A 12,891-nucleotide genomic window follows, 5' to 3' on the forward strand; every position below is an offset into this window, starting at 1 on the left:
ATCAAATCGAAAATGATGGGCACCACTTTGATGTCGCTTCTCGCCCTCGTCTACGACGGTCGCCGTGAGGCGCTTACCAAATGCCGACGTGATGAGCGGATACACATCCTTGTTTCCGTTCAAGTACGACAGGGTGCCGACCGTCACCTCCATGACCCCGTTCTTGTCGATGAAGAGCTTGCTGATCGTGCCCGACGTGCACAACGTATCGGCGTGCGCGTACGACGAAGCCAAAAGCATTGCGGAAACGACAGCGGCGAGAGTCTTTTTCATTTCATTCTCCTAAATAAAAAATGACGCTTCGATTGAAACACTGACTGCATGCATACACTCTTGCACTACACACTCAACTCCACCAACACTTCAACACTCGAGCATTCGTCGCGGATCGATGCGCGACAGGGTTCGGCCTGCACGGATCGCGGGCGCTCGATCGCATCGCGTCGGCCACAGCGCGCACCGGATACACATCCGTCGAATTCGAAATAAACGGGTGCGGCATGACATCCCACCCGATTCGATGGACGCACCGTGAATTGCAATGGATTCAAGCGCCGAGATTCATGGCAGTGCCGAATCCGCGATCGGCACTGCCTGCATCGGCAATCGAAAAATCACGAATCCGTCATCGTCGCGCGACCGCGTGCGAAGCGCCACGCCGCGCGCACTCGTATCGAGCCCACCCGCTGCAAAGCCGACAAGATTCGACGAGACATCATGACCCCTTTTTTCGCGGGATATTGCCGACGCGCGCGAAATCGCCGCATCGTTCGATTAATCATTTTCCCGCTACTTCCCCGACTTCCACGATGCCGCATCGTTTCGACTCGAACGAGTCAATCGGCGGACATCGGCATTTCAATCAATGATCATCCGGCAGAGATACTCGGGTGGAGATACCCGACAACGCCGTATGCTGATTTCTTCTCGGTCAACACTGTACGGCCATCGTCAATCCGGCGTGTCGACGTGCTGTTTTCGCCACTTCGTCGCACACGCCTGATAGCAATCGCGCATTTCCGGATTCTTTTTATTTCTGCGCTCGACGGAGACTATTACCACTCCTCCAACAAAACCAATGGTATTAATTTATCCGCCCCTTCAATCAATAGCATTCGCCATGCATCGATAACAAGATAGACAATATAAACACCATCATGCAATCATATTTTTACATCGGGAATGAATCAATAAACAATGCAGCACCGAATTCAGCACGCTCGGCATCAATTTTGCCTTTTAATTCGCGTTCCAATTATTGTTCGCGATCGCGTTCGAATACGGGCATTGAATCTCCGCGGTGTCGACGCGTCGCCCGCCTGCCGCCGCCCTACGCTCGGATGCGCGACGATCGCTCGACATCGCGGTTCGATCCGCGTCGACGCGCGGCTGAAACGGTCCCAACGGTTTCGATTGTCGATGGGTCGGCGTCGAATTCGAACGTCGACGGCGTCCGGCGAATGAACCGTGACGATGCTCGTCAAACCCGCGCATGTTCAACACCGAATTTTCTTTCGTTCGAGGCGACGGCCGGCGCGCCACGAAACGCCGCACTCGCCCGCGATCAAGCCGCACGATGCGCACGAATCGGCGCAGCCCGAACACGTTGGCCATCCGGCCGGCTTCGCGCAGCGCTACGACAAGGTAAACTCTCACCCAATTCCGCATACGCAGACAGATATTCGCAAGATGGCCACCCAAATCGATGCCTCCCCCGACGCAGCGGCAGCGGCCGCCGCGCAGCACACGCCGATGATGCAGCAGTACTTACGCATCAAGGCAGAACATCCCGGAACACTCGTGTTCTACCGGATGGGCGACTTCTACGAGCTCTTCTTCGAGGACGCGGAGAAAGCCTCGCGCCTGCTTGATCTGACGCTCACGCAGCGCGGCGCGTCCGCCGGCACACCGATCAAGATGGCGGGCGTGCCGCATCACGCGGTCGAGCAATACCTCGCGAAGCTCGTGAAATTCGGCGAATCGGCGGCGATTTGCGAGCAGATCGGTGACCCCGCGACGTCGAAGGGGCCCGTCGAGCGCAAGGTCGTGCGCGTCGTCACGCCGGGCACGCTGACCGACGCCGCATTATTGTCCGACAAGAGCGACGTGTTCCTGCTCGCGCTTTGCGTCGGACACAACAAGCGCGGCGTAGCGTCGAACATCGGTCTCGCCTGGCTCAACCTGGCGAGCGGCGCGCTGCGGCTCGCCGAGGTCGCGCCGGATCAGATCGCCGCGGCGCTCGAGCGCATCCGGCCCGCGGAAATCCTCGCGGCCGACGGCACGATCGAATCGGTGCCGGCCGGCATGGGCGCGATCACGCGCGTGCCCGCCTGGCACTTCGACATCGCATCGGGCACGCAGCGCCTTTGCGATCAGCTCGAAATCGCGAGTCTCGACGGCTTCGGCGCGCAGGCGCTCACGAGTGCCTGTGGGGCCGCCGGCGCGCTGCTGATCTACGCGGCGTCGACTCAGGGCCAGCAGCTTCGCCACGTGCGCAGTCTCAAGGTGGAAAACGAGTCCGAATACATCGGGCTCGATCCGTCGACGCGACGCAATCTCGAACTCACCGAAACGCTGCGCGGCACCGAGTCGCCGACGCTCTATTCGCTGCTCGACACCTGCTGCACCGCAATGGGCAGCCGCCTGCTGCGCCATTGGCTGCATCATCCGCCGCGCGCGTCGGTCGCGGCGCAAGCGCGCCACCAGGCGATCGGCGCACTACTCGACGCCGCCGCGAACGCGAGCCTCGACAGCCTGCGCTCGGCGCTGCGGCAAATTGCCGACGTCGAACGGATCACCGGCCGCCTCGCGCTGCTGTCCGCGCGGCCACGCGATCTGTCCAGCCTGCGCGACACGTTCGCCGCCCTGCCCGTGCTGCGCGAGCGCGTCGCCGAAATCGCACCGAACGCGGCCGCGCTCGGCCGCCTTGAAGCCGCGCTCGAGCCGCCCGCGGGCTGCCTCGATCTGCTGACGCGCGCGATCGCGCCCGAGCCTGCTGCGATGGTCCGCGACGGCGGCGTGATCGCCCGCGGCTACGACGCGGAACTCGACGAGCTGCGCGACATCTCGGAGAACTGCGGTCAGTTCCTGATCGACCTCGAAACGCGCGAGCGCGCGCGCACGGGCATCTCGAATCTGCGCGTCGAATACAACAAGGTCCACGGCTTCTACATCGAGGTCACACGCGGCCAGACCGATAAGGTGCCCGACGACTACCGTCGCCGCCAGACGCTCAAGAACGCCGAACGCTACATCACGCCCGAGCTGAAGACGTTCGAGGACAAGGCGCTGTCCGCGCAGGAGCGCGCACTCGCCCGCGAGCGCGCGCTTTACGACAGCGTACTGCAGGCGCTGCTGCCTCACATCGAAGGATGCCAGCGCGTCGCAAGCGGCCTCGCGGAACTGGACTTGCTCGCGGCCTTCGCCGAACGGGCCCGCACGCTCGACTGGGTTGCACCGGAATTCACCGACGAGATCGGCATCGAAATCGATCAAGGCCGCCATCCGGTCGTCGAAGCGCAGGTCGAGCAGTTCATCGCGAACGACTGCTCGCTGAACACCGATCGCAAGCTGCTCCTCATCACCGGCCCGAACATGGGCGGTAAATCGACGTTCATGCGGCAAACAGCGCTCATTGCGCTGATGGCGTACGTCGGCAGCTACGTGCCGGCGAAGGCGGCCCGCTTCGGTCCGATCGACCGCATCTTCACGCGCATCGGCGCGGCGGACGATCTCGCGGGCGGCCGCTCGACGTTCATGGTCGAAATGACGGAAGCCGCCGCGATCCTGAACGACGCCACGCCGCAAAGCCTCGTGCTGATGGATGAAATCGGCCGCGGCACGTCGACGTTCGACGGCCTCGCGCTCGCGTGGGCGATCGCGCGCCACCTGCTGTCGCACAATCGCTGCTACACGCTGTTCGCGACGCACTACTTCGAGCTCACGCAACTGCCGGCCGAATTCCCGCAAGCGGCGAACGTGCATCTGTCGGCGGTCGAACATGGGCACGGCATCGTATTCCTGCACGCAGTCGAGGAAGGCCCAGCGAATCAGAGCTATGGGCTGCAGGTCGCGCAGCTTGCAGGCGTCCCCGCGCCGGTGATTCGCGCCGCCCGCAAGCATCTCGCGCACCTCGAACAGCAGTCCGCCGCGCAAGCAACGCCGCAGCTCGATCTCTTCGCCGCGCAGCCGGCCGTCGACGAACCGGAATACGACGAACCGCCGGCGGCCGTGCCGCATCCGGCTCTCGAGCGCCTGCTCGCACTCGATCCGGACGACTTGAAGCCGCGCGACGCACTCGACCTGCTCTATGAACTGCACGCGCTCGCCCGCACAGGCGCAACGGATGCGCAACGCTGACGGCATCGCGCCTCACGCGCCTCACGCGGCGCTTCGCTCGCGCGTCGCCGCTTTCGCGCTCACATGCGCGCTTGCAGGCGGCATGCTGGCCGCGCCCGCGTCGTCGCGTGCGGGCGGCGAGCCGTATACGTTCGGGGTTCTGTCCGGCGTGATCGCGTCGTCCGACGACGAGCCGCCCGCTCGGCGCCTGCTCGACGCAATCGCACGCGACCGCTCGGTGTCGTTCATCGTCTACGAAGGCAACCTGAAGGGGCCGAAGGAAGCATGCCGCGATCAGTTGTACGAGCAGCGCAACGCACTGTTCGCGACGTCCCGCGTTCCTATCGTGCTGCTGCCGGGCCAGTTCGACTGGGCCGCGTGCGGCACGCGCGACGCCGGCGCGTACGACCCCGTCGAGCGGCTCGACTTCCTGCGCCAAAGCGTCTTCACCGAGCCGGCACTGCCCGCCGCGAATCCGATGCTGCTCACGCGCGAGAGCGAAGTGCCGCGCTTTCATCCCTATCGGGAGAACGTTCGCTGGGTGCGCGACGACACGGTGTTCATCGGCCTGAACGCGCCCGCGCCGAACAACCGCTACCTGACGGCGGGCGGCCGCAACGGCGAGTTCGAGGATCGTGTCATCGCGAATGCGTTCTGGATCGATCACGCGGCCGAGTACGCGAAGCGCCGCAAGGCGCGTGCGCTTGTGATCTTTCTCGAGGGCGATCCGCAGTTCGACCGCTACGAACGTTCGGAGCGCTTCGGATGGCTGCGCTTCAACCGCCCTCGCACGCGCGACGGCTTTCGCGAATTCAAACGCGCATTGGTGAGAGCGGCCACGGTTTTTCGCGGCTCGATCGTCGTCGTCCATCCGAACGGCGAAACGCTCGCGAACGGCTTCAGGATCGACCGTCCGTTACGCGACGACAAAGGGGATCTGGTCGGCAACCTGACGCGCATCGCGATCGCGCCGCATGCGCGCCTGGCTCAATGGGTGCGAATCGGCGTCGATCCGGCGAAGCAGCCGATGTTCAACGTGAGCATGCAGACCGTGCCGAAGCATCTGCCTCAACCGCCTGCCCTGCCCGTCGTGCCGCATGACGACACGCCGCTGCCCGAAATGCCGGAAATCCCCGCGTCGCCGGCGCTGCCCGATTCGGGCGCGAGCGGCGCGCAACCGCCCGGCTATGATGATTGGCATGGCGCGCGCGACGACCCATTCGATCACCGCGCGCCGTCGAGCGCGACATCCGGCGAGACTCCGGGCGTCGCCGCGCCCCGCTCAATGCAGGGTGCGCACTGAGCTGTTGTCTTCGTTGTCGTTATCGTCGTCCTCGTCTTCGTCGACGATTTCGAGCCCTTCCGCGCCGTGCGCGTGCTCGTGCTCGATCTCGTCCTCGGTCGCTTCGCGCACGTCCTTGACGGTCAGCGAAAAGCGCAGCGCCATGCCGGCGAGCGGGTGATTGCCGTCGAGGACGACCTTGTCTTCCGCGATGTCGGTCACCGTGTAGATCAGCGAGTCGATTTCCTCGTCGCCGTCTTCCGGCGTGCCTTCGAATTGCATGCCGACTTCGAGCGGCTCGGGGAAGCGGTCGCGCGGCTCGATCTTCACGAGTTCAGGATCGTAATCGCCGAACGCATCCTGCGGCTCCAGCTGGATTTGCGCTTGATAGCCGGGTTCCTGGCCGTCGAGTTGTTCCTCGATCTTGGGGAACGTGCCATCATAGCCGCCGTGCAGATAGACCATCGGCTCATCGCTCTCCTCGATCAGATTGCCTTGCGCATCCGACAGCTTGTAAGCGACCGACACGACAGTATTTTTTGCGATTTTCATCCAATTCTCCCAAGTACAATAGTCATTATACGATGCCCAAACGGCCACTACCCGAACCGTCCGGCCGTGTGCGCGAGCGCACTCGCGCGCCGCTGTCCGAGGCGCCGACCCAGCTTCTCGGCAACCTCACGCCCGCGCATTTCATGCGCCGATATTGGCAGAAAAAACCGCTTCTGATCCGGCAGGCGATTCCCGACGTCGCGCCGCCGCTCTTGCGCGACGCGCTGTTCGAGCTCGCGGGCGACTATGACGTCGAATCGCGTCTCATCACCCATTTTCGTAACAGATGGCAACTGGAGCATGGTCCGTTCTCGCTCGAGCATCTGCCGCCCGTGAAACGGCGCGAATGGACCCTCCTCGTGCAGGGTCTCGATTTGCATGACGACAGCGCCCGCTCGTTGCTCGAACGGTTCCGGTTCGTTCCGGATGCGCGCCTCGACGATCTGATGATCTCGTACGCGACGGACGGCGGCGGCGTCGGCCCGCATTTCGACTCGTACGACGTGTTCCTGCTGCAGGTGCACGGCAAGCGTCGCTGGCGAATCGGCGCGCAGCAGGACTTGTCGCTGCAGGAAGGATTGCCGCTCAAGATCCTCGAGCATTTCGAGCCGACCGACGAATGGGTGCTCGAGCCCGGCGACATGCTGTATCTGCCCCCGCACGTCGCGCACGACGGCGTCGCGATCGGCGAATGCATGACGTGCTCGATCGGCTTCAGAGCTCCGTCCGCGGGCGAGTTGCGCACGCAGTTCCTCTATCACCTGGCCGAGCGCGGCGGCTTGCGCACGGGCGCACGCGACGACGCGCCGTATCGCGATCCGGCGCAGCCCGCGGTCGACGCCCCCGCGAGGCTGCCCCCGGAGATGACCGAGCGCGTCGCCAGGACGCTCGCCGGCATCAAATGGGACGAGCACGATATTGGCGATTTTCTCGGCTGCTATTTGAGCGAGCCCAAATCGAACGTCGTTTTCGATCCTCCTGCCCGCCGGCTCGGCGAAACCGCGTTCGCGGCCCAGGCCGCGCGCCGGGGCGTCCGGCTCGACAGGAAAGCGGCGTTGTTGTATAACGCGCGCTCGTACTTCATCAACGGCGACGCGTATTCGCTCGCGACGGCGGCGAAATGGCTGCCGGAACTGGCCGATTCGCGCCGGATGGGGGCGAAACGGTTTGTAACACTCTCCCGGGACCCCGCCATGACAGGCCTGCTGCACGAGTGGTATTGTGCGGGCTGGATACGGGTGGGTGAGATGGAGTAGAGTTGCCCGGCCGTACGCCCATACGAACGCATGTTTTGTATGGGAAAGACAACGTATTGACCCCGCATTTGTCGACGGTCGATAGGAAAGTGCATATAATTTCCGCCCAAGCCGTAGGGAAGATTCACGCTCTAGAAGTGCATCTCCACCAGCGGCCCAGGTCGGTGTTGGAGCACATTACCGGTATTGTTTCGCGCTGTTGCTTACCTTTAACCATAAAAGGACGTGATCATGAAGAAATCCCTCCTCGTAGCTTCCCTGTTGGCTGCCGTTGCGCTGGCTGCGTGCAACAAGAGCTCCGAGCAAGCTGCTTCGTCGGCTGCTAGCGACGCTACCGCCGCTGCTGCTTCGGCTGCTTCGGGCGTTGCCGCTGCTGCTTCGGAAGCGGCTTCGAGCGTTGCCGCTGCTGCGAGCGATGCAGCTGCTGCTGTGGCGTCGGCTGCTTCGGCAGCGACGGCTGCTCCGGCTTCGGGCGCAAGCCAGTAAGTCGCACCAGCATCAGCTGAAAAAAAAACCGGCCCGTGGGCCGGTTTTTTTTACGTCCTTCGCACGGTCCCCGTGCATCTGTTCCGCGGTTTCGCGGACGCCGACGAATCGTTGCGGCGCCCGCAGGCACGCGCTCGGGCGCGTGCACGCCCGCCGACGGCGCCGACGCATCAACGCAGGCTGAGCCAGCCGAAACCCTCCTCCTGCGACGCGACGAGCACGTCGCCCGCCCCACCCCCCAAAGCCGCCGCCAGCGCCGCCTGCGCGTGCGCCGGCGTATTGTTCTGCTGGCTCAGGTGCGCGGCCACCAGGTGCCGCAGCCGGCTGCGATCGAGCTCGGCGAGGATGGCGGCCGCCGCCTCGTTGCTCAGATGGCCGTGCGAGCCCCCGATGCGCGCCTTCAGCGACGCCGGATAGCGGCTTGCCGCAAGCATCGCGACATCGTGGTTCGCCTCCAGCACGAGGCCGTCGCAGCCGCTCAGCACGGCGCCGATGTGCGGCGTCGACATGCCGACGTCGGTCAGCACGCCAAGACGCGCCGCGCCGTCGCTGAAGACGAACTGGAGCGGCTCGCGCGCGTCGTGCGGCACCGTATAGGGCCGTACGCACACGTCGCCCAGCGCGGCCTCCTCGTCGCTCCAGAGCACGTGGAGGTCGACGTCGGCTTCGTCCGCGCCGACCGCGCGCGCGGTGCCCCAGCTCATGTACAACGGCAGCGACGCACGGCGCGCGAGCGTCAGCGCGCAGCCGACGTGGTCGCCGTGTTCGTGGGTGACGAGGATCGCGTCGAGATCGTCGACGCGCAAATCGAGGCGCGCGAGCCGGCGTTCGAGTTCTTTCGCCGAGAAGCCGCAGTCGAGCAGAAGGCGCGTCGTCGTCACGCCATCCGATGCTTCGACGACGAGCGCGTTGCCTTCGCTGCCGCTTCCGAGGCTCGCGAATCGCACGAGCTTAGTTCAGCTGCGCGTGCAGCAGCGAGATGATCCGCTGCGCGTCGGACGAGTTGTCGATCTGGCCGTTCGTGTCGAGGACGGCCACTTGCGTATTCGAGTCGCCCTGCGCGCGCACGTTGACGAGGAATTCCTTGCCCGGCTTCGCGGCCGTCGGGCCACCGTAGAACAGCTTGCCGAACAGGCCGTCGCGCTTGAGCTCTTCCATCGAATTCGCGTAACGGACGTAGTAGATGCCCTTCGAGCGATCTCGATTGTCGACCGTGAAGTTCGTCCGGTCGAGCGCGAGGCCGACACGCAGCCACGCACGGTCGAACGATTCGGCCAGATCGAGCGTCGACGCGCCGCCGTTGGCGCCGACGACCGTCGCGGGCGCCGTCGCCGGACGCGCATCGGCGAGCAGTTGCTTCGCCTGCGCGTCGGTCAGGCCGAATTTTTCCATCAGCTTCGCGAGGAACACCGCTTCGAGCACCGGATTGCGCGGACGCTCTTCCCAGCGCGACGACGTGCCGCCCTGCGCGCCCGTCAGCTTCTCCTCCATCGCGCTATGCGTGATCGAGATGTCGGTGTTGCCGCCGGACGTACGCGTGACGAGCGTGCGGAACCGATCGCGCGTGCCCGACGAATAGGCGAAATCGATCACTCGGCCGATCGTGCGGCGGAACCAGTCGTCCGGGATGTTCGCGCGGTTTTCCGCCCAGTCGGTCGCCATGATGCCGGTCGAAGGCGCGTCCGTCTTCAGCACGAAGCCGTTGTCCTGCCAGAATTCCTTCAATTGCGGCCAGAGCTGCTCGGGCGTGCGGCCGTCGACGACGAGCCAGCGGCGGTCGCCGTCACGCTCGACGTGCATGCCGAACGGGTCCTGCGCGCTCGGCTGCCCTTCCGTCGCGTTGCCCGCGGCCGTCACGGCGCGCGTCGGTGCGGAGCCGAGGCCCGAGTTCGTCGGCGGCGCGACGTACGACGGGCTGAGCGGCATCGCCGTCAGATCCTGCGGCACTTGCAGCGGAGGCGCCGAGCCGGTCGACTTGTAGTTGACCCGGTCGGGCGCGAGATAGTCGTTCAGCGTGTCGCAGCCGGCGAGCGCGCCCAGCGCGAGCGCCAGCACCGAAACCTGGATCGCACGGGAGGAAAAGGCGGAATGTTTCATGAAGTCCTTCGTCTTGCTAGAACGCGTGTCACGCACGACGCCGGGAGCGGCCGGGTCGGGTCGGATCGATCGGGATGCGGCGCGGCCGCACGGGCGGCCGCGTTGGGCCTCACAGGAGGCCGGCCTCGCGAAGCGCGCCGCGCACGGCTTCGTGGCAGCGCTCGTCGAGCGGCGTAAGCGGCAGGCGGATGCCGCCTGCGATCTTGCCCATCTGCTGCAGCGCCCACTTCACCGGAATCGGGTTCGCCTCGATGAACAGATTCTTGTGCAGCGACAGGAGCTTCATATGAATCTCGCGCGCCGCCTTCGCGTCGGCGGCAAGCGCCGCGCGGCACAGTTCGCTCATCGCGCGCGGCGCGACGTTCGCCGTCACCGAGATGTTGCCGTGGCCGCCGAGGAGCATCAGCGCGATCGCGGTCGGATCGTCGCCGCTGTAGATCGAGAAGTTCGCGGGCGCCGCGTTGATCAGCTGCGCGGCGCGATCGATGTTGCCCGTCGCGTCCTTCACGCCGATGATGCCCGGCACCTGCGCGAGCCGCAGGATCGTCTCGTTCGACATGTCCGCGACCGTGCGCCCCGGCACGTTGTAGAGAATCACCGGCAAGTCGACCGCTTCGGCGATCGCCTTGAAGTGGCGGTACATCCCTTCCTGCGTCGGCTTGTTGTAATACGGCACCACCTGCAGCGTCGCGTCGGCGCCCACCGCCTTCGCGTGCTTCGACAGCTCGATCGCCTCGGCCGTCGAATTGCCGCCCGCGCCCGCGACGATCGGAATCCGCTTCGCCGCATGCTTGACCGCGGTTTCGATCATGAGGACGTGCTCGTCGACGGAAAGCGTCGCCGATTCGCCGCTCGTGCCGACCACGACGAGGGCATCCGTCCCCTCTTCGATATGCCAGTCGACCAGCTTGCGGAAGGCCGCCAGATCGAGGCCGCCGTCCTCGAGCATCGGGGTGACGATCGCGGGGACGCTGCCGCGGATTTGAATGCCGTCTTGAGTGCCGTTAGCCATGAAACAAACGCGATGAAAAATCGGTAAAAGTTGATTGTAGCGGATTAGCCTGCCAGTCCGTAACGCGGATATCCCGCCCCTTCTTCCGCCGCGGCGCGCTCGCGCACCGCGCAGATTCGTTGGACGAATGCGTCGCGCGGCGTGGCGGCGAACCCGTCCTCGAACGCGACGACGCGCAACTGCCCGCGCACCGCGCCGAGCAACTCGCCCGGCGCGAGCAGAAACGCCGGATTGGACGGTTTGCCAACCGTTTGGTTGCCTTGCGCGAACGTCTCGTACAACAGCACGCCGCCCGGCGCGACTGCGGCGACGAGACGCGGCAGCAGCGGACGATGCAGATAATTCGTCACGACGACCGCGGCGAAGCGCGCGTCGTCGGCAAGCGGCCACGGCGCGGCTTCGAGATCGGCCGCCTGCTCGGCGACGCCCGGCAGCGCGCCGAGCGACGCGAGTGCGGCCGGCTCCCGCTCGAGCGCGCACACCGGATGGCCGCGTTCGGCGAACCAGCGCGCGTGGCGGCCGTGGCCCGCGGCGACATCGAGCACCGTGCCGCCCGCCGGCACGAGATGCGACCACTTGCGTATCCACGCGGACGCCTCGGCCGACGCGCCGTGCGCCGCCGCGCTCGGCGCGCCGTCTACCGCGATCGTCAGCGTCTTCAACTGTACGCGAGCCCCATCGCCTCGCGCACGTCGCGCATCGTCTCGACCGCGTGCTTGCGCGCCTTGTCGCAGCCGTCCGCGACGATCGCGCGCAGCAGCGACGGATCGTCCATGTACTTCTGAGCGCGCTCGAGCATCGGCTGCTGTTCGCGCAAAATCCCTTCGACCACCGGTTGCTTGCAGTCGAGACAGCCGATGCCCGCCGAGCGGCAGCCCTTCTGCACCCATTCGTGCGTTGCTTCGTCCGTATAGACCTGGTGCAGTTGCCACACCGGGCACTTGTCCGGATCGCCCGGATCGGTGCGGCGCACGCGCGCCGGATCGGTCGGCATCGTGCGGACTTTCTTCGTGATCGTCTCCGCGTCCTCGCGCAGGCCGATCGTGTTGCCGTACGACTTCGACATCTTCTGCCCGTCGAGGCCGGGCATCCGAGACGCCGCGGTGAGGAGCGCCTGCGGCTCGACGAGGATGATCTTGCGTGCGCCTTCGAGATAGCCGAACAGGCGCTCGCGGTCGCTCATCGACAGGCTCTGCGATTCCTGCAGCATCGCGCGCGCCTGTTCGAGCGCCTCGTCGTCGCCTTCCTGCTGATAGGCGTTGCGCAGCTCGTGATAGAGCTTCGCGCGCTTGCCGCCCAGCTTCTTCGCCGCTTCGAGCGCCTTCTCCTCGAAGCCCGGCTCGCGGCCGTACAGGTAATTGAAGCGGCGCGCGATCTCGCGCGTCATCTCGACGTGCGGCACCTGATCCTCGCCGACCGGCACGAGCGAGCCGCGATAAAGCAGGATGTCGGCCGCCATCAGCACCGGGTAGCCGAGGAAGCCGTACGTCGACAGATCCTTGTCCTTCAGCTTCTCGATCTGCTCCTTGTAGGTCGGCACGCGCTCGAGCCAGCCGAGCGGCGTGCTCATCCCGAGCAGCAGCGCGAGCTCGGCATGCTCGGGCACCTTGCTCTGGATGAAGAGCGTCGCCTGCGCCGGGTCGATGCCGGACGCGAGCCAGTCGATCAGCACGTCCCAGACGTTCTTCTCGATCACCTCGGGCGTTTCGTAGTGCGTCGTCAGCGCATGCCAATCGACGACGCAGAAGAAACACGGGTACTCGGACTGCAGCTTGACCCAGTTCTTCAGCACGCCGTGATAGTGGCCGAGGTGGAGCGACCCGGTGGGTCGCATGCCGGAAAAGATACGGTCTGGGAACATGATTGTC

The 12,891-nt window shown here is 65.2% G+C and carries 11 protein-coding genes and 1 pseudogene; 5 read left to right on the forward strand and 7 right to left on the reverse strand.

Translation table 11 applies throughout. The annotated features are described in order from the left end of the window. Positions 1-78: 78 nt before the first annotated feature. Positions 79-273: pseudogene (locus WS91_RS00950) on the reverse strand (hypothetical protein); the annotation flags it as partial. 1,416 nt (positions 274-1,689) lie between these two features. Between WS91_RS00950 and mutS the strand changes: the two are divergent. Then, positions 1,690-4,359, forward strand: a complete 2,670-nt coding sequence (gene mutS / locus WS91_RS00955) for a DNA mismatch repair protein MutS (RefSeq protein ID WP_059669604.1) — start codon at positions 1,690-1,692, stop codon at positions 4,357-4,359. Then, a complete protein-coding gene (locus WS91_RS00960) occupies positions 4,346-5,641 on the forward strand; it encodes a hypothetical protein (protein ID WP_059669603.1) in 1,296 nt (431 codons plus the stop codon). The genes mutS and WS91_RS00960 overlap by 14 nt, the downstream gene beginning before the upstream one ends. On the opposite strand, the gene WS91_RS00965 is transcribed toward WS91_RS00960, so the two are convergent. Next, complete coding sequence (locus WS91_RS00965; protein WP_059577221.1) at positions 5,621-6,172, reverse strand: FKBP-type peptidyl-prolyl cis-trans isomerase; 552 nt, start codon at positions 6,170-6,172, stop codon at positions 5,621-5,623. The genes WS91_RS00960 and WS91_RS00965 overlap by 21 nt on opposite strands. Before the next feature lie 68 nt (positions 6,173-6,240). On the opposite strand from WS91_RS00965, the gene WS91_RS00970 reads away from it, so the two are divergent. Genes WS91_RS00970 through WS91_RS31655 form a run of 3 tightly spaced genes read left to right on the forward strand, consistent with a single transcriptional unit; the run spans position 6,241 to position 7,914 of the window. Further along, positions 6,241-7,428 carry a cupin domain-containing protein gene (locus tag WS91_RS00970; RefSeq protein ID WP_059669590.1) on the forward strand — a complete coding sequence of 396 codons (1,188 nt, stop codon included), beginning with the start codon at positions 6,241-6,243 and terminating at the stop codon, positions 7,426-7,428. 56 nt (positions 7,429-7,484) lie between these two features. Beyond that, a complete protein-coding gene (locus tag WS91_RS37845) occupies positions 7,485-7,754 on the forward strand; it encodes a hypothetical protein (RefSeq protein ID WP_081989774.1) in 270 nt (89 codons plus the stop codon). After that, entirely contained in the window at positions 7,660-7,914 is a 255-nt protein-coding gene (locus WS91_RS31655; protein WP_081989776.1) for a hypothetical protein, read from the forward strand. Before WS91_RS37845 ends, WS91_RS31655 begins: the two co-directional genes overlap by 95 nt. A 170-nt stretch (positions 7,915-8,084) precedes the next feature. Here the strand turns inward: WS91_RS31655 and WS91_RS00975 are convergent, their stop codons facing one another. The 5 genes from WS91_RS00975 to WS91_RS00995 all read right to left on the reverse strand — a co-directional run bounded on the left by WS91_RS00975 (position 8,085) and on the right by WS91_RS00995 (position 12,884). Next, positions 8,085-8,861, reverse strand: coding sequence for an MBL fold metallo-hydrolase (locus WS91_RS00975; RefSeq protein ID WP_038750423.1), 777 nt, complete (start codon positions 8,859-8,861; stop codon positions 8,085-8,087). A gap of 4 nt (positions 8,862-8,865) precedes the next feature. Further along, on the reverse strand, positions 8,866-10,011 hold the full coding sequence (gene bamC, locus WS91_RS00980; protein ID WP_059577215.1) for an outer membrane protein assembly factor BamC: 1,146 nt from the start codon (positions 10,009-10,011) through the stop codon (positions 8,866-8,868). A gap of 109 nt (positions 10,012-10,120) precedes the next feature. Beyond that, positions 10,121-11,023, reverse strand: a complete 903-nt coding sequence (dapA, locus tag WS91_RS00985; protein ID WP_038750428.1) for a 4-hydroxy-tetrahydrodipicolinate synthase — start codon at positions 11,021-11,023, stop codon at positions 10,121-10,123. Positions 11,024-11,067: 44 nt separating this feature from the next. Then, complete coding sequence (locus WS91_RS00990; RefSeq protein ID WP_038750431.1) at positions 11,068-11,685, reverse strand: class I SAM-dependent methyltransferase; 618 nt, start codon at positions 11,683-11,685, stop codon at positions 11,068-11,070. After that, the gene (locus tag WS91_RS00995; RefSeq protein WP_038750434.1) at positions 11,682-12,884 is read right to left on the reverse strand and encodes a tryptophan--tRNA ligase; all 1,203 of its coding nucleotides are present in this window, start codon (positions 12,882-12,884) and stop codon (positions 11,682-11,684) included. Before WS91_RS00995 ends, WS91_RS00990 begins: the two co-directional genes overlap by 4 nt. Positions 12,885-12,891 lie beyond the last annotated feature (7 nt).

The organism is Burkholderia sp. MSMB1498 (assembly GCF_001526245.1).
Classification (GTDB): domain Bacteria; phylum Pseudomonadota; class Gammaproteobacteria; order Burkholderiales; family Burkholderiaceae; genus Burkholderia; species Burkholderia savannae.